This is a genomic window from Neorhizobium turbinariae, from assembly GCF_023223505.1.
GTDB lineage: Bacteria > Pseudomonadota > Alphaproteobacteria > Rhizobiales > Rhizobiaceae > Neorhizobium > Neorhizobium turbinariae.
Map to the genome: position 1 here is coordinate 271,338 of NZ_JALPRY010000012.1, position 16,960 is coordinate 288,297.

Here is a 16,960-nt window from a genome sequence, read left to right on the forward strand (position 1 = left end):
CAGGTGCAGCACATCAAACTGTTACTTGATGAGGCCTATACGAAGAGCCTTGGCGACGGCCTGGGTACGGTTCACCGTATCGAGCTTGCGGGCTGCCCGGTTGAGGTAGTGGTTCACCGTATGCTCAGACAGATTGAGGATGCCGGCGATTTCGGCGCTCGTCTTGCCGGCGGCCGTCCAGTTGAGACAATCCGTTTCCCGGTCCGTCAGCACTTCCGTTTGCCGCGAATCAAGATTTCGAAGTTCCGCCAGCCGCTGGAAGACATGGATGGAGATATACATCAGCTCCATCATCTGCTGGCCATCGAACAGCGGGCCACTGCCTGCGAAGGAAACGGCGCCGCGGGTGCCCATCACGTCATGCACGGGGAAATACCCTCCGCGTACCACGCCGAACGATTGGAAGACGTTGCGGGAGAGCGGGCTGTCACGCTCGGCCACCAACTGTTCGAGATCGAAGGTGAAGGGAACCGTGGATTTGCGCAGGCGCCGAAGCAGCGCGCCGGTCTGCATCAACCCTTCGCGGTCGAAGGTCGCGAGCATGTCGACGGGCCAGTTCGTGATGATTGTGTTGCTCGACAGGTTGAGCGAGGTGGCTGGTGGCAGGTTCAGCACTAGGAAGGTGCGACAGTCGTAAAGCTCGGCGATGCCCCTCATGAAGCGGAGCACCTCGAACTGCGTCTTCAACTGGCCGATCTCTTCGACACTATCGTAAATGTGCTTTCTAGCGTCGTCGCCAGCGTGAATCATTGGATCTGCTTCGATTTTATCTATGGGCGCCGAAACGGCGTGGCCTTCAATGGTGAAAGGTAATCTGTTTTTGCCTATGCGTTCGCATCAGCCTTAAGGCCGGCGTCATCACCGGCCCCACCACGGGACATTTGCGGACTTGCTTGCTAATGATACAGATTCCGCACCCGAGACCGCAATTGGAGATTTCGCATGGTAACAACCTACAATTTTGAAGGAGCAATCCTGTCCGCCTCTCCTTGCGAACTTGGCGAAGGCCCAAGCTTCGAGGCCGCCACGCAAACGCTCTGGTGGTTCGACATCCTGGGCAAGAAACTGCATGAACTTCACCTGCCGACAAACAAGGAAACGCAGCACGATCTTCCTGTCATGGGCAGCGTGCTGGCCGCGGTCGATGCCGAACGGCAGCTTCTTGCGAGCGACAAGGGCCTGTTCCTACGCAACCGTGCGACTGGGGAATTGACGCTGTACCACGAGCTCGAGCCGAACAAGCCGGGCAACCGCTCCAATGACGGACGGGTGCATCCGTCCGGCAGCCTGTGGATCGGCACGATGAGCAAGACGGGTGAGATCGGCGCCGGCGCCATCTATTGCGTGCGCAAGGGCGAAGTCGTGAAGCTCTATGACCAGATCAGCATTCCGAACTCGATCTGTTTTTCTCCCGATGGCTCAACTGGCTATTTCGTTGACACCAAGGTCAACAGGCTGATGAGGGTCGCACTTGACCCTGCCACCGGCTTGCCCGTTGCCGAGCCGCAATTGCTGCTGGATGACAGCGGCAGACCCGGCGGGATCGACGGCTCGATCTGCGCCAGCGACGGTTCGATCTGGAATGCGCGCTGGGGCGAAGGTGCGGTCGATCATTATTCTGCCGATGGCCAACACCTGTCGCGCCACCTGCTGCCCGCTAAGCGCACGACCTGCCCTGTCTTCATCGGAAGCGGGCGGCTGGCAATTACCTCCTCGCGGGAAGGGCTTGATGCCGCCGAACGGGCCGCAGACCCACAGGCCGGTAACGTCTTTGAGATCACCGCGCCGATCGAGTGCCCTACAGAACCCGCGTACCTTCTTTGATGCATAGCTCACAGGCGAGTGCATAAAATCTAATCAGCACTCGCCTTTCATTTCATCGGAACCAAAAGTCTTCGTCAACATTCTCCCTTCGAACCAGCGCGGCGGCACCTGCCAAGTCCGCGTGTTCAGAAAGTTTAACAAGAACAGGAAGGTAGGATTGTTATGAAGAAGACCCTCAGCACCATGGCCGCAGCAGCAGTTCTCATGGCGTCCACCGCCATTGCACCGGCGTCTGCCCAGACCGAGCCCGCAGCACCGGCTTCGCCGGCAGCACCCATGACCCCGGCTCCGGCAACGCCTGCCGCTCCGGCTGCCCCGGCTGATGCAGCGAAGCCTGCTGACAGCGCAGCAACCACTTCCACGGAAACCGAAACGGACACGGCAGCAGCTTCTGGCGGCTACATCACCGAGCAGGCTGAGAACCAGATCAGCGCCAATGACTACATCGGCAAGTCCGTTTACACGTCTGACGACAAGAGCATCGGTAACGTCACCGACCTGATCATGGAAGAAGACGGCGGCATCGTCGCTGCAGTGATCGGCGTTGGCGGCTTCCTCGGCATCGGCCAGAAGGACGTCGCAGTCCCGATGGACAAGATCACCATGACCCGCGACGCTGAAAACAACAACGAAGTTCGCCTGACGACCACGGAAACGGCTGAATCGCTTCAGGCTGCTCCGGAATTCAAGACGCTTGACGACAAGCAGGCTGAAGCCGACCGGACCACTACGTCCTCGACCATGCCTGCTGCCGGCACCGGTGCTGGTACGGGTGCTGGCGCTGGCGGCGCAGCAACCACCCCGGCTGCCCCGGCTCCGAGCAAGTAAGCCTGGAACGGGTGACAGCTTGTCATTCTGCAAGGAAGGCGGTGCCAATGGCGCCGCCTTTCTCTTTGGCAATTAGCGGTTTTCGCTGCGCTCGATCGACATGAACTCGCGGAAGTGATCGTGCAGGTAACGCAGGGTCGCCGGGCCATCCACGGGCCTGCCGTAATAATACCCCTGCCCCATGCCGCAGCCGAGTTGCTTCAGCTTGTCGGCATCGGCCTTCTGCTCGATGCCTTCGGCAACCACGGCCAGATTCAAGCCATCGCACATGGCGATGATCGCCTTGACGATATGCTCAGAGGCGCGATCCGTGGTGATCTGCGAGATAAAGGCACGGTCGATCTTCACCTTGTCGAAGGTGAAGTCGCGAAGCCGGCCGAGGCTCGACTGCCCGGTGCCGAAGTCATCCAGCGAGATCCTTACGCCGTGATTGCGCAGGTCCGCGATGATGCGGCTTGCAGTATCGGCCGATGTCATCACCGCCGTTTCGGTAATTTCCAGCTCAAGCCGTCGCGGGTCGAGCCCAACGCGCGCCAGGGTCGAGAGGATGGTGTCGGTCGTGCCGGGGTCCATCAGTTGGGCCGAGGACAGGTTGAAAGACAGGAAAAGCTCGCGCGGCCACGACAGGGCGGCTTCGGCGGCCTTTCGCAGCAGGGTTTCCGACAGGGCATCGATGAAACCACGCTCTTCCGCAAGCGGCACGAAGACTGCCGGTGACACGGAACCGATATCCGGGTCCATCCAGCGCGCCAGGGCCTCGAAGCCAACCACGGCGCCATCGTGAATGCGCACGATCGGCTGGAAATGCACGTCCACCGCATCGGCAATAACGGCATTGCGCAGCGCCTGCTCGAGCTGCGTCGCCCGCTTCATTTCCTGGGCAATCTCGCGAGAATAAACGGTGATCTGCCCGCGGCCGCGACGCTTTGAGCGATAAAGCGCCGTTTCGGCACTCTTCAGCAGCTCCTCGAACTCTTCGCCGGCGAAGGGATAAACGGCGAACCCGAAGGAGGCCGAGAGGCGCACATTGCGGTCGCCGAGGTCATAAGGCGCCGACAGGACGTCGCGGATCATCTGGCCGATGCGTTCGGCACCTTGGCGTTCGAAAATCAGCGGCAGCACGAAGGCAAATTCGTCACCGTCGTGCCGCGTCACCGTCGCGCCGTCAGGGATGCAGGCCTTCAGGCGATGCGCCACCTGGCAAAGGATTTCGTCGCCCGCCTCGGCACCGAAAAGGTCGTTGATCGGCTTGAAGCCATCAAGGTTGGCGATGCAGATGGTGAAGGGGGCCGGATCCTGGGCGCGTTCGGCGGCAAGCAGCCTCACCTTGTCGCGCAATCGATACCGATTTCCAAGCCCTGTCAGCGGATCGCTGTAGGCCATGGCCTGCAGTTCGTTATGGCTGACTTGCGGTATTATGTTCCCCGCCGGCTTCATCAAAATTCATCGCTCTCCCAAAATCCAGGTGAAAGATGCGAGAAAAAGATTAAGAAAAAGATGCGTTTGCGCGGAAGGATTAGCCTTCGGGGTCAGGCCTGTTTCTGCCGGGGCGACACATCGAGATGTGTCTTGAAGAGGTTCTCGAGAGCCTCGGGGCTGATCGGCTTCAGGATGACGTCGTTCATGCCGGATGCGATGCACTGGTCACGATCACGATCGAAGGCGAGCGGCAGCACGCCGATGATCGGAATGCTGTTGTCCGGCGTCTCAAGCGACCGGATTTTCAGGCTCGCCTCATAACCGTTCAGCTTCGGCAGCGTGACGTCCATCAGGATGAGGCGCGGCGAACGCTCCGTCCACACCCGCACCGCCTCCTCGCCATCGGCGGCGATCACGTGGCTGTAGCCCAGCCCGTCAAGGATCTGCGAAAAGACGATCTGGTTGACCTCGTTGTCCTCCGCCACGAGGATATCAAGCTGCGGCTTGTCGCTGCCGACGACCGTGATCTGCCAGTCATCCTGCACCACTTGTTCCGGTTCAACGCTGGAACCGGAAAGGCAGCGGGCAAGCCGATAGGCGAAGTCCTGCTTCAGTTCGAAGGCCTCGATCTCGATCGCCTTGATGCCGGACTGGCGGGCGAATTCGAAGCACAGGCTGTCCATCGCGGCGTCGATTACCAGGAGATCGATGGCGAGACCCGCTTCCTGGGCGAATTTCAGGAAGAGCTGGAGCTCGGCGAGGCTGCGAACCGAAACGCTCTCGGCGCCCATCGCCGCGACGACGTCCAGTGCTTCGGTCGACCGGCGCAAGTCGGCGGAGACGACAAGGATGCGCTTGTCCACGAGGCTCGGCAGCGGCTCCGCATCTGTGGACGTGCCTGCCGCATGGTTGTGCCGCCCCATCAGATTGGTGAGCGTTAGTGCCTGCAGGCGCACGCGGGAGGTGACGGTATTGCCGTCTTCGCTTGCATCGACCAGATCGGTGATGTCCTCCATTGCCGTCACCAGATAATAGCGGCCGGGCTTACCGATCCTGTACTTGTGGGCGATGATCGCCATCTGCGAGCCATTGGGGCGCGTCACCAGTTCCGGCAGTTGCTTCGGTTCGCCGGTTTCCAGCACTTCGCGATTGATCGGGTCGAGCCGCTTCTCCACCTCCGGGGGATGCACGTCTGCGCCGGTGCGGCCAAGAAAGGCTTCCACCGGCAGGTCATGAAAACGGGCAGCCATCTTGTTGACGGCGACATAGGCGAGCTTGCTGTCCCTGACGCTTACCGGGAACGGCAGGTTGTCCAGCACCTCCTCGGTCACCTGGACGCGTTCCATGTCAAAACGCCACTGCTCTTCGCGCTTTTTGTGTTCCGAGATGTCCTTGACGAGGCACATGCCGAAGCCGGAGGCCAGCCGGCGCTTGGAAAAACTCAGCCAGCGGTCGGTGCCGCGGCGCTCGACCGTGTCCACCCGCTCTTTCCAGAACGAGGCAATCTGTTCGGCGATCCAGTCCTCGCGGCCCAGCACGCGGCGCTGGTTCGGTCCTTCACACAAGAAGCGCCCGCCGCCATCGTAGACGGCGCCCATGAAGTCACGAAGCCGGGTGCCGCGCGCGATTGCCGCTGGCGTGATCGGAAGCAGGGAAAGAAGCTGCTGACTGCCGAAGAGGATCAGGTCGTTCTTGTCATAAACGAGGACACCTCCGGTGATGCACTCGGAGATGACTTCCAACATCGTAGTCTGAATGTTCGCGTCCGCCGACGGCAAATCATTCATAGGATGAACTCCGTATCCATTTCAGGCTGATGGTCCAACGCGGCCACCAGTCCGGCAATCACACCTGGGATGTTGATCCTCGCTGCGAGTCACTGTGGGAGGGGGTAGGCACATGCTGGCTGCAAGTCTTCAGCGCGCAACCGGGTCTCGTATGGCGGTGCCCAGCTGGCCGCCATCCCTGCTGCGTGCGGGAAGCTGGCGCTTCCCCGGGTTCATCCAATCAGATGCAACTGGTTATCGGTTTTAGCTTAAGGGGCTGTTAATCGACGACAGCAAGATGCCGCTCTCGTGCGATTGTTGACCCGTACCGGCACGGGCTTCCCTTGCCGGTCCGAATCCGCGAAAATGGCGCATGCCCGTTCAACAGCTGCCCGAAACCCTCATCAATCAGATCGCCGCCGGCGAGGTCATCGAAAGACCTGCCAGCGCCGCCAAGGAATTGATCGAGAACGCCATCGACGCCGGCGCGACGCGTATCGAGATTGCCACCGCCGGCGGCGGCAAGAGCCTGATGCGGATCACAGACAACGGATCCGGTATGAGCGCAGCGGACCTTGATCTCGCGGTCCGGCGGCACTGCACCTCCAAGATTTCCGGTACGCTCGACGATATCCGTACCCTCGGCTTTCGCGGCGAGGCGCTGCCCTCGATCGGTTCGGTGGCCAAGCTGACGATCACCAGCCGCCGGCACGGCGATAGCGAAGGATCGCAGGTCTCGGTCACCGGCGGCAAAACCGCCGGCGTCCGCCCGGCGCCCGCCAATGCCGGCACGGTGGTCGAAGTCCGCGACATCTTCTTTGCGACGCCGGCGCGGCTGAAGTTCCTGAAGACCGAGCGCGCCGAGGCGGGTGCGATCACCGAGATCGTCAAGCGGATGGCGATCGCCTTTCCGAAAATCCGCTTCGTATTGTCCGGCTCCGACCGCACGACACTGGAATTTCCGGCGACCGGCGACGACCATCTGGCCCGCATGGCGCAGGTCTTGGGGGCCGAGTTTCGCGACAACGCGATCCAGATCGATGCCGCCCGCGAGGATGTCGAGCTTGCCGGCTTCGTGGGCCTTCCGACCTTCCACCGCGGCAACTCGGCCCATCAATATGCCTTCGTCAATGGCCGTCCGGTGCAGGACAAGCTGATCCTGTCGGCGATCCGCGGGGCTTATGCTGAGAGCGTACCGTCCGGCCGTTATCCGGTGGCGGTTCTTTCGATCACCCTCGATCCAGCGCTGGTTGACGTCAACGTGCATCCCGCCAAGGCAGATGTACGCTTCCGCGATCCCGGCCTCGTGCGTGGTCTGATCGTCGGCGCCATCCGCCAGGCGCTGCATCGCGAGGGTGACCGGGCGGCAACGACCGGCGGCGCCGGGCTGATGCAGGCGTTCCGGCCGGGCTTCAATCCTGGTGGCGCAACCTATCAGGCGGCGCGGACCACGTCATGGACTGCGGCATCCTCGCCGTCGCGCCCGCTTGAGCCATTCGCCACCGCGGGGTTTGCCGAACGCGGCCAGGCGGTCTTCGATACTCTGACCATGCCCGCCGCCCGGGCGGACATGCCGAACACCCATCCGGTGCAGGCGACGCAGGACACCGAGATCCAGCGGCACCGGCTGGGCGCAGCAAGGGCGCAGGTTCACGAGAACTATATCGTGGCGCAGACCGAGGACGGGCTGGTGATCGTCGACCAGCACGCCGCCCACGAACGGCTGGTGTTCGAGGCGATGCGCAAGGCGCTCGACGGTCGCCGCCTGCCGAGCCAGGTGTTGCTGATCCCGGAGATCATCGACCTGCCGGAAGAAGACTGCGACAGGCTGATCGCCCACGCGGCAGAGCTCGATCGGTTGGGGCTCGCCCTGGAGCGGTTCGGCCCGGGCGCCGTCGCGGTGCGCGAAACGCCTGCCATGCTTGGCGAGGTGGATGCTGCATCGCTGGTGCGCGACCTTGCCGACGAGGTCGCCGAATGGAACACTGCTGGCGGGTTGCGCGGGAAGCTCGAATATGTTGCCGCCACCATGGCCTGTCACGGCTCAGTCCGTTCCGGACGGCGTCTGAAGCCTGAGGAAATGAACGCGCTGCTGCGGGAAATGGAGGCGACGCCCGGCTCCGGAACCTGCAACCACGGCCGCCCCACCTATATCGAACTGAAGCTCTCCGACATCGAGCGGCTGTTTGGGCGAAGCTGAAAGTGCTGGCCTTTGCGAGCGTATCGCGTTAGAGGAGCGCCATGTTTTTCCGTAGGAGAAGACAGATGAACCGGTTCGAAGGCAGCGGCTTCCGCGAGGCGAAAATCCGGTATCTGGACGGCGACTACCAGATCCTGACCGCCGGGTCCTACGTCGTCTGCGCCATCACCGGCACCCAGATCCCGATCGATGAACTGCGCTACTGGAGCGTGGCGCGGCAGGAGCCTTATGTTGACTGCGCGACCGCGCTCGAGGCCGACAAACGCGCCGGTGTGCTTCCCACGCAAAGGCAGGCTTAAGCTTTCGGGCTGCTTGCTTCCTTCAGGCGGCGGTTTCTGAAATTCGCCATCGCCGTTTCGATGATCTTGCCCGGTGCATTGGGGTCATCGAAGGTCATGTCGACTTCCAGCACCTGCGCAACGCTTGCCAGTTCCTGCTTGGGGCCGTGGTGACCGCCGAGCCGAACGGAATCCTTGGCAGTCGTGACGAGCGTCAAGCCGTCCTTCCCCGCATCCGCCAGGAGTTCCGCCACCTCGTCATCGGTGAAATAATGATGATCGGGAAAAGCGCGCTTGGCCATCACCAGCCCACCCGCCTGCTGCAGGCTGCGATAGAATTTCTCCGGATCGGCAATACCGGCGAAGGCAAACAGGTTTCTGCCGGCGATTTCCGGGTTCGGCCGCGGCGCGAGCGACGCGACGTGGATCTGCTTTCCGGCGCGTGCGGCCTGGCGCACCAGCGCATCTGCTGCTGTGCCCTCCCCCACCTTCAGGATGGCTGACAGTTGCCGCATCTGTTCGGCAATCGGCGCCCGCACAGGGCCGCCAGGCACGAGGTGGCCGTTGCCGATGCCACGGACCGTGTCAATCACCACCAGCGCAAAGTCGAGCTCAAGGCGAGCGCTCTGGAAGCCGTCGTCCATGATGATGAGGTCAACGCCCCCTTCCACCAGCCTGCGGGCGCCATCGACGCGCCCACGCGAAATGACAGTAAGCGCTTCCCGGCACAACAGGAGCGCTTCGTCGCCAACGGCCTCGGCGCGGTGATGTTCTCCATCAACGACAGTGGTGACATCCAGCGTGCCGCCGTAACCGCGGCTCAGGAATCCCGGCCTCAGCCCCTTGTTCTTGGCCGCCCGCGCTATAGCGATCGCTGTCGGCGTCTTGCCGGCGCCACCGACGGTGAAATTGCCGATGCAGATGACGGGAACAGGAACGCTGGCACGGCGCGCCTTGAGCATGCGGCGGCCCGCAATTCGCCCATAGATGAAGGAGAACGGGGAAAGACCCCAGGCACGCCAATCCGCTTTCGTCCACCAAAATGGCGGCGCTTCCGATACCATATACTTCCGTCTCCGGCAGACCCGACCCGTATTGAACGAGGAAAAGATGGTAGTTTCGCCAAAAAGGCAAGACCCGGCGCGGTCGCTTGAGGTCAGACGGCGAGCTTCTGCGGGAAAAGCGACAGAAGCCCGGTGATGTCATCAAGGCAGATGTCAGAGGCCGCCGAAAGCGTTTCGCGCGAGCCCGTGCCGGTCAGCACCGCGACCTTCAGGCCGGCTCCAGCCGCTGCTCCCATATGCATGTCGTGATTGTTGTCGCCGACCATGGCGACTTGGGAAGGCTGAAGGCCCGTCGCCTGGCAGAAGCCGAGGATCATGCCCGGCTCCGGCTTGACGCCATGGCCGCTGTCATAGCCCGCGATGAAATCCACCATGTCGATAATGCCAAAGCGGATGGCGGTCTGGCGGATCGATTGCTCGTTGTCGCTCGAGGCGATGCCGATCTTGAAGCCCCGCGCCTTGAGGCTCGCGAACAGCGCGGCGAGATCCGTGACGGCAACGGAAAACTCCGTGGCGCGCACGAAGAGCTCATCCAGCAGCTGCGTCAATTCACCGACCGCCAGGGGAGAGCCGGCAGCAACGAGGCCTTCGGCAATCTCCGCCGCATTACCGGCGGCAAAGAGGCTGTCTGCGCGGGTGTGGCCGGATACAGGATCCATCCCCGCCGCAAACAGAAGCTGCGGCTCAAGGTCGGCATCACCGGCGGCGGCGATGCGCGCGGCCTCGCGGTTTACCGGGCCCCAGCTTTCGTCGTAAAGCAGCAGAGTGCCGTCCTTGTCGAACAGAATGCCCGCAATGTTCTCCAGCACGTCCTGGCTTGCCTTGGCTTCCATCATCAGATCGCCGCGCTCTTTGGCTGCAGACGCGCACTGACCGTGAGCGGATTGATGTATGGCTCCAGCGCCTTCACCGTCTTCGACAGCGCCCCACGCATTTCTTCCATGGCGTCATGCCCCGCATCCACCATCTTCATCCGTGCCATGTCGTTTGCCAGCAGGTAGTGCACGGCCCTCTCCAGCATGTCGGCATCCTTGACGATGCGCGCCGCGCCCTTGCGCACGAGGTGCTGGTAGGCATCGCGGAAATTCTGCACATGGGGGCCGGACAGGATGGCGCAACCGAGCAAGGCAGGCTCCAGCGGGTTCTGCCCACCTTCGCCCGAAAGCGACCGACCGACAAAGGCGATCTCTGTCAGGCGCAGGTAAAGCCCCATCTCACCGATCGAATCCCCGAGGAAGACATCCGTTTCAGACGTCAGTTCGTCATTGCGAGAGCGCCTTGCGACGTTGAGGCCGGCTTCCTTCAGCATGGCTTCGATCGCATCGGCCCGGTCTGGATGACGCGGCACGAGGATGGTCAGTTGTCCCATCTTCGGCTTCAGCGCACCATGCACGGCGGCTGCGGTTTTCTCTTCGCCTTCAAAGGTGGAAATAGCAGCCCAGGTGGGACGATTGCCGACCTGCTTGCGATAGGTTTGCAGCACCTGCTCGTCACAGGGCGGAGGGTCTGTGTCACTTTTCAGGTTACCAGAAACGATAACCGGCCAAGCGCCGAGTTCGCGAAAGCGCTCGGCATCGAGGTCCGACTGCGCAACGACGAGCGACATCTTGCCGAACAGGGCCTCGGCAAGGCTGGCACGATTGCGCCAGCGGTCAAAGGAGCGGTCGGAGATACGTGCATTTACGCGGATCTGCGGGATGTGCCGACGCGTCAGTTCTAGGATGGTGGTGGGCCAGATTTCCGATTCCGCCGTGATGCAGGCATCCGGCTTCCAATAGGCGATGAAGCGCTTGATCGGAAACTTCAGGTCGAGCGGCACATACTGATGGATGACCTCATCGCCGAGCCGCGAGCGGACCAGCGCCGCCGAGGTGACGGTTCCGGTGGTCAGGAGCACGTGAATTTCGCGGCGCCGCAGTTCGCGGATCAATGGCAGGATGGCAAGCGTCTCGCCGACGCTTGCGGCATGAACCCAGACAAGCGGACCGCGGGGGCGCGCAAGGCTTGCAAAGCCGAACCGCTCCAGGCGCCGGGAGCGTTCCTCTTTCCCCTTCATCGCCCGGTAGGTCAGGTAAGGACCGACCAGCGGATAAAGTGCGACGCCGGCTGCCCGGTAGGCAAGAAGGGCCGTGCGTGCAGGAAAGCTGCTCAATGCCTAACCCCTTGGTGCCTAACCCCTTGGTGCAACATGGCCGCCATCGATCTGCCTGTTCTCCGATGAACATCCGTAATGGAGATTCTGTCTGTTACAAATGCGTCAAAAACGGGCTCTGCCGGATCACTTCTCGGATTGCTGGACGGGCTGCCGGTTGCACCAGAGACCTTGCTCAGGCCGACTTGGCATCCGGATCAAGCAAGCGGTGCATGTGAACGATGAAGTACCGCATCTCGGCATTGTCCACCGTCTGCTGCGCCTTGGTGCGCCAGGCGACGAGAGCACTCGCATAGTCTGGATAGATGCCGACGATATCGACCTTCGAAAGGTCCTTGAACTCGGTGCTCCCGAGGCTCTTCAACTCGCCGCCGAAGACCAGGTGCAAAAGCTGCTTCTTATCGCTTGTTTCCGTCATTTCTTATTGTCCGTTCGTTCAGGCTCCTCCCGCGTGAGGCCATCATCTGCGGCATTCACCCGGAAACGTCAACCCGATGTTTTAAGGGTGCAGCTGCGGCAGAAGGCTGCCAACGGCATGCGGTGCGCCGGCGACCAGCATCTCGTGGCTGACGCTCTCGCGGTTATAGGTGAGCCTGTTGCTGGCAAGGTCGGTCAGGCAGCCGCCCGCGCGGTCGAGAATGAGGTCCGCTGCCGCGAGGTCCCAGTCGTGGGAGTCGCGCTTGACGACCGTGCCGTCGATACGGCCATCGGCGATCATCGCCAGACGATACGCAAGTGATGGTACGTGCCTGACACGGCGCACATCGCTGCGGAAGGTCGGATCAAAGCGCTTCACCAACGCCTCGTCGGCGGCGATCACCAGTTCCGAACCATTGCGCCCGCTCGTGACGGAAACAGGCGCACCATTCTTGAAGGCCGGACCGCCAGCGACCGCGGAGAACTCCTCCTTCAGCGCCGGGGCAACGAGCACACCGGCGACCGGGCTGCCGCGGTGGACGACGGCGACCGATACGCACCACGTCTTTTCGCCGTTGAGAAAGGCACGTGTCCCGTCGATCGGGTCGACGACGAATAGCGTGTCCATGGTGAGCCGGGCGGTATCGTCGTCGGTCTCTTCCGAGAGCCAGCCATAGTTCGGCCGGGCTTTCAGGAGCAGGCTCTGCAGACGGTCATTGGCTGCGAAATCCGCGGCACTGACGGGCGACTTGCCTTCGTTTTTCCACCAGACTTCCGGCGAGGCGCCAAAGAACCCGTGGGCGATTTCACCCGCCTCGCGTGCCGCGTCAATGATAAGGTCGAGATCCTGGCGCCACTGCTCGCTCACCGTGTCCATGGGATCAGCGTCCCGCCAGGGTCATGCCCTCTATGGCGATGGTCGGGGAGGCAATGCCGAACTTCCGGTCGATGTCGCTGGCAGGGGTCATCCGCATGAACATGTCTTTGAGGTTGGAGGCGATCGTGACCTCCGAGACCGGATATGTCAGTTCGCCATTCTCGATCCAGAAGCCGGTGGCGCCGCGGCTGTATTCGCCGGTGATCATGTTGACGCCCTGGCCGATCAACTCGGTGACGTAGAAGCCGGTTCCAACCGACTTGATCAGGTCTTCCGGCGAGATATCGCCAGGCTCGAGCGCCAGATTGGTGGAGGCCGGTGAAACCGAGGTACCGCCACGCACACCGCGACCGTTGGTGGAGAGGCCGAGTTCACGCGCCGTCGAGGTCGACAGGAACCAGTGCTTCAGGACGCCATCCTCGATCATCACGAGGCGCTCGCCTTTCACGCCTTCCCCATCGAAGGGCCGAGAGGAGGATCCGCGCACGATGAGCGGGTCGTCGGTGATGTGTAGACCGGATTTGAGGACCTGCTGCCCCATCTTGTCCCGGAGGAAGCTGGTCTTGCGGGCAACGGAGGCGCCGTTGATGGCCCCTGCGATATGGCCGACGAAGCCGCGGGCAATGCGCGGATCGAAGACCACGGTGACGTTGCTGCCGGTATCGACCTGGCGCGGATTGACACTCTTGGCTGCACGCTCACCGGCGCGACGACCGATCATCTTTGGATCATCGAGGTCTGCTGCGAAAAGACGGCTGTCGAAATCATAGTCGCGCTCCATCCTGGTGCCCTCGCCGGCGATGACGCTGACGGAACGGCCGAAGCGGCTTGCGACATAACTTCCCGAGAAACCATGCGAGGTGACAAGCACGAGCCCGCCGAGACCGGCAGATGCTCCGGCGCCAGAGGAGTTCGAGATGCCCGGGACTTCAAGTGCCGCCTGCTCCATTTCGAGCGCAGCAGAACGAAGATCTTCGGTCGGCACATCGGTCGGATCAAACAGGTCCAGGTCGGGATATGAACGGGCGAGATCCTTTTCGTCCGCCAGGCAGGCATAGGGATCTTCAGGCGAGACCTTGGCCATGGCGACCGCCCGCTCGGCAAGCGTCCTCATGTCGAAACCGGGGTTGGCCGAAACGCTTGCGACGCGCCGCCCAACGAAGACGCGCAGCGCAAAATCGTCGCTTTCGGATGCTTCGGTGCCTTCCACCTTGCCGAGCCGCACGCTGACAGAGCGCGACCGGGAACGGACCACGACAGCATCCGCCTGATCGGCCCCCGCCGCCTTGGCCAGAGCTACCAGTTCACTGGCACGGGAGAGCAATGCAGCGGAGTCGATTTCGGATGTCATGATTGCAAGCCTTTCGTTGCCGTCCCATTTATTGTCCACTATCAGAACCATCAAGGGCGGCGCACCAAATCTTGAGGATCGTCGGTCTATGACGAGAAAGTAATGCTGCATGCCCGGGTCCCTGTTTTATGAAGTGCTGCTCCTTCTGGCTGGCGCGGTGGTTGCCGCCCCACTGTTTCGAAAGCTAGGGCTCGGCACTGTCCTCGGTTACCTTGCGGCGGGCATCGTCATCGGCCCGGTCTTGCAGCGGATCATCGATACCGAGGAAGTGCTGCATTTTTCCGAATACGGGATCGTTTTCCTCCTCTTCGTCATCGGGCTTGAACTGAAGCCATCACGCCTGTGGCAGATGCGGGGCGATGTCTTCGGACTGGGCCCGGCGCAGGTCGTGCTGTCGGGTATCCTGATGAGCGGCCTGGCTTACGCTGCAGCCGTCACTGATTGGCGGGGAAGCCTCGTTATCGGCTTTGGCCTTGCCCTTTCATCGACAGCCTTTGCCATGCAGATCCTTACCGACGCCGGTGAGATGAGCAGCCGTTATGGGCAGCGATCCTTCTCCATCCTGCTTTTCCAGGATCTCGCCATCGTGCCGCTGCTCGCGCTCGTCACCATTCTTTCCCCCGGCACGGCGGAGGAGGCAGCAACGCCGCTCACCGATTTTGCCGTAGCGATCGGCGCAATTACCGCAATGGTTCTTGCCGGGCGTTACCTCCTGACACCGATGTTCCAGATCATCGCCAGCACCGGCGCGCGCGAGGTGATGATTGCGGCGGCCCTGCTTGTGGTGCTGGGTTCGGCCGCCGCGATGCAGGCGGTTGGCCTCTCCATGGCCATGGGGGCCTTCCTCTCCGGCGTCATGCTTGCCGAATCCTCCTATCGCCACGAGCTCGAGGCGGATATCGAACCGTTCCGCGGGCTGCTGCTCGCGCTGTTCTTTATGGCTGTCGGGCTTTCGGTGGACGTCTCGGTGATCCTCGACAACCTGCTGTTCATCGCGCTTGCCGTGCCGATCTTCATGGCGGTCAAGGCGCTGGTGATCTACGGGGTATGCCGGCTCTGGGGCTCTTCACATGCCGATGCGGTGCAGATCGCCTTCCTCCTGCCGCAAGGTGGCGAGTTCGGCTTCGTGCTGTTCACCGCAGCCGCTTCGGCAGGACTTTTCTCCTCCGAGACATCCTCGTTGCTGATCAGTTGCGTTACGCTGTCCATGGCGCTCACTCCCTTCGGCGCGCGGCTGTCGAAGCGGCTGATGCCCAAGGTAGCGCGCGAGCAGCTCGCGGAAGACTACGCCGGCGCCGGGGCGGACGTTCTGATGATCGGCTTTTCCCGTTTCGGGCAGATCGCCGCGCAGATCCTGCTTGCCGGTGGACGCGAGGTGACCGTCATCGACGACTCTCCCGACCGTATCCGCCAGGCGGCGAGCTTCGGTTTCCGGATCTATTTCGGCGATGGCACGCGCCGCGACGTTCTGATCGCTTCGGGCATCGAGCGCGCAAAGATCGTCGTCGTTGCGACACAGAAGCGGGAAGTGACCGATCGGATCGTTGATCTCATCAGCGCCGACTTCCCACATGCGCGCCTCTTCGTGCGCTCCTACGACCGGCTCCATTCGCTCTCGCTGCGGGACCGGGTTGAATACGAACTGCGCGAGACGCTGGAATCCGGCCTGTTGTTTGGTCGTCGCGTGCTGGAAGGGCTTGGCATGAGCGAGGCGGAAGCGGCAGATATTGGCGATGACATTCGCCGCCGTGATGAGGAACGTCTGCGCATCCAGGCGGCCCAAGGCTTGGGAGCCGGTCGCGAGATGCTTTACAACAGCCCGGTCCGGCCGGAGCCGCTGATCAAGCCGAAGCGTGTGCCCGTGGTGGATGAGGAAGGAAGTGAGCCGCTGGAAGGGACCACCTAGCCCGCAGCCGCCGCAGCGATATGCAATGCATCGATGGCCCGCTTCAGATCGTCCTTCGCGGGCGCTGACATCTCCAGGATCTCCCCGGCGCGCAAAAAATCCATGACCCTGAAGGGATTGACGGATGGGCGCAGGAAAATATGCGGCGGGTTGAGCTTCAGCTTCAGTGAATTGTTCGCTTGCATGGTGATCTGGCTTGCGCCGAACAGGCTGTCGATCCGTGACGGCGCGTGGGTACCGTCGCCTTCCGGCGAGCCAACCACATCGACAGCGATCACGAGATCTGACCGATCCAGCAATTGCTCATAGGGAACCGGATTGACGATGCCGCCGTCGATCATGATCCGGCCGTTGATCAGGATCGGCATGAAGAGGCCAGGAAGGGCCGCCGAGGCCGCAACCGCCTGCTTCAGGTCACCCTGCTCCAGCACGACTTCCGCCTGCCCGTAATAGTCGCAGACCGAGACCTTCAGTGGGATCTTGAGGTCAGCGAAATCGTCCGGCACCTGTGGCGGCAGAAGGGCGTGAAGGATCCGCTCCAGGTTGAACTGCCCGAAACGAAAGCCGCCGCGCGTGTCGCGCATGCTGGCCGGACCGAGGCTCCAGAGCCGGTTGAGGAGCCTGCCGCGATCGCTGACGAGTTCCAGAACATAGTCGCGGATTTCGCGTCCAGTCATGCCGGCTGCCCAGCCCGCACCCATGATGGCGCCGATCGATGAGCCGGATATGGCGACGGGCCTGATGCCGAGTTCGTCCAGCGCCTCGATGATGTGGATGTGGGAGATCCCTCGCGCACCGCCGCCGCCCAGAGCCACCGCAAAGGTGAGATCGCGGTTTTTCACCGCCTCCCGGTCCGGCAGGGCAAGCTTGATACTCAT

At 62.2% G+C, this 16,960-nt stretch carries 15 protein-coding genes; 5 read left to right on the forward strand and 10 right to left on the reverse strand.

Annotation, left to right across the window (positions count from 1 at the left end; all coding sequences use genetic code 11):
* Nucleotides 1-21 precede the first annotated feature (21 nt).
* Complete coding sequence (locus M0654_RS12025; protein ID WP_248683280.1) at nt 22-750, reverse strand: helix-turn-helix transcriptional regulator; 729 nt, start codon at nt 748-750, stop codon at nt 22-24.
* Nucleotides 751-942: 192 nt separating this feature from the next.
* On the opposite strand from M0654_RS12025, the gene M0654_RS12030 reads away from it, so the two are divergent.
* Nucleotides 943-1,824, forward strand: coding sequence for an SMP-30/gluconolactonase/LRE family protein (locus M0654_RS12030; RefSeq protein ID WP_248683281.1), 882 nt, complete (start codon nt 943-945; stop codon nt 1,822-1,824).
* Between the two features lie 162 nt (nt 1,825-1,986).
* Complete coding sequence (locus M0654_RS12035) at nt 1,987-2,652, forward strand: PRC-barrel domain-containing protein (protein WP_248683282.1); 666 nt, start codon at nt 1,987-1,989, stop codon at nt 2,650-2,652.
* 72 nt (nt 2,653-2,724) lie between these two features.
* On the opposite strand, the gene M0654_RS12040 is transcribed toward M0654_RS12035, so the two are convergent.
* The gene (locus tag M0654_RS12040) at nt 2,725-4,089 is read right to left on the reverse strand and encodes a putative bifunctional diguanylate cyclase/phosphodiesterase (protein WP_248683283.1); all 1,365 of its coding nucleotides are present in this window, start codon (nt 4,087-4,089) and stop codon (nt 2,725-2,727) included.
* Nucleotides 4,090-4,181: 92 nt separating this feature from the next.
* Nucleotides 4,182-5,858: a response regulator gene (locus tag M0654_RS12045; RefSeq protein ID WP_248683284.1), complete on the reverse strand. Its 1,677-nt coding sequence runs from the start codon at nt 5,856-5,858 to the stop codon at nt 4,182-4,184.
* 352 nt (nt 5,859-6,210) lie between these two features.
* On the opposite strand from M0654_RS12045, the gene mutL reads away from it, so the two are divergent.
* Nucleotides 6,211-8,037: a DNA mismatch repair endonuclease MutL gene (gene mutL / locus M0654_RS12050; RefSeq protein ID WP_248683285.1), complete on the forward strand. Its 1,827-nt coding sequence runs from the start codon at nt 6,211-6,213 to the stop codon at nt 8,035-8,037.
* Between the two features lie 65 nt (nt 8,038-8,102).
* Entirely contained in the window at nt 8,103-8,336 is a 234-nt protein-coding gene (locus M0654_RS12055; protein ID WP_118848809.1) for a DUF2093 domain-containing protein, read from the forward strand.
* Here the strand turns inward: M0654_RS12055 and lpxK are convergent.
* The 6 genes from lpxK to M0654_RS12085 form a co-directional block, all read right to left on the reverse strand.
* Nucleotides 8,333-9,379 (reverse strand): tetraacyldisaccharide 4'-kinase, encoded by a 1,047-nt coding sequence (gene lpxK, locus M0654_RS12060; protein ID WP_248683286.1) that lies wholly within the window; start codon nt 9,377-9,379, stop codon nt 8,333-8,335. The genes M0654_RS12055 and lpxK overlap by 4 nt on opposite strands.
* A 92-nt stretch (nt 9,380-9,471) precedes the next feature.
* Complete coding sequence (locus M0654_RS12065; RefSeq protein WP_248683366.1) at nt 9,472-10,212, reverse strand: HAD family hydrolase; 741 nt, start codon at nt 10,210-10,212, stop codon at nt 9,472-9,474.
* Nucleotides 10,213-10,214: 2 nt separating this feature from the next.
* A complete protein-coding gene (gene waaA, locus M0654_RS12070; RefSeq protein WP_248683287.1) occupies nt 10,215-11,531 on the reverse strand; it encodes a lipid IV(A) 3-deoxy-D-manno-octulosonic acid transferase in 1,317 nt (438 codons plus the stop codon).
* A gap of 175 nt (nt 11,532-11,706) precedes the next feature.
* Nucleotides 11,707-11,949, reverse strand: coding sequence for a DUF4170 domain-containing protein (locus M0654_RS12075; RefSeq protein WP_118848806.1), 243 nt, complete (start codon nt 11,947-11,949; stop codon nt 11,707-11,709).
* A gap of 81 nt (nt 11,950-12,030) precedes the next feature.
* A complete protein-coding gene (locus tag M0654_RS12080) occupies nt 12,031-12,825 on the reverse strand; it encodes a 3'(2'),5'-bisphosphate nucleotidase CysQ (protein ID WP_248683288.1) in 795 nt (264 codons plus the stop codon).
* Nucleotides 12,826-12,829: 4 nt separating this feature from the next.
* Entirely contained in the window at nt 12,830-14,176 is a 1,347-nt protein-coding gene (locus tag M0654_RS12085; protein ID WP_248683289.1) for a TldD/PmbA family protein, read from the reverse strand.
* Between the two features lie 109 nt (nt 14,177-14,285).
* Here M0654_RS12085 and M0654_RS12090 point away from each other — a divergent pair, with 109 nt between their 5' ends.
* Nucleotides 14,286-16,082, forward strand: coding sequence for a monovalent cation:proton antiporter-2 (CPA2) family protein (locus M0654_RS12090; RefSeq protein WP_248683290.1), 1,797 nt, complete (start codon nt 14,286-14,288; stop codon nt 16,080-16,082).
* On the opposite strand, the gene M0654_RS12095 is transcribed toward M0654_RS12090, so the two are convergent.
* Nucleotides 16,079-16,960 carry a patatin-like phospholipase family protein gene (locus tag M0654_RS12095; RefSeq protein WP_248683291.1) on the reverse strand — a complete coding sequence of 294 codons (882 nt, stop codon included), beginning with the start codon at nt 16,958-16,960 and terminating at the stop codon, nt 16,079-16,081. The genes M0654_RS12090 and M0654_RS12095 overlap by 4 nt on opposite strands.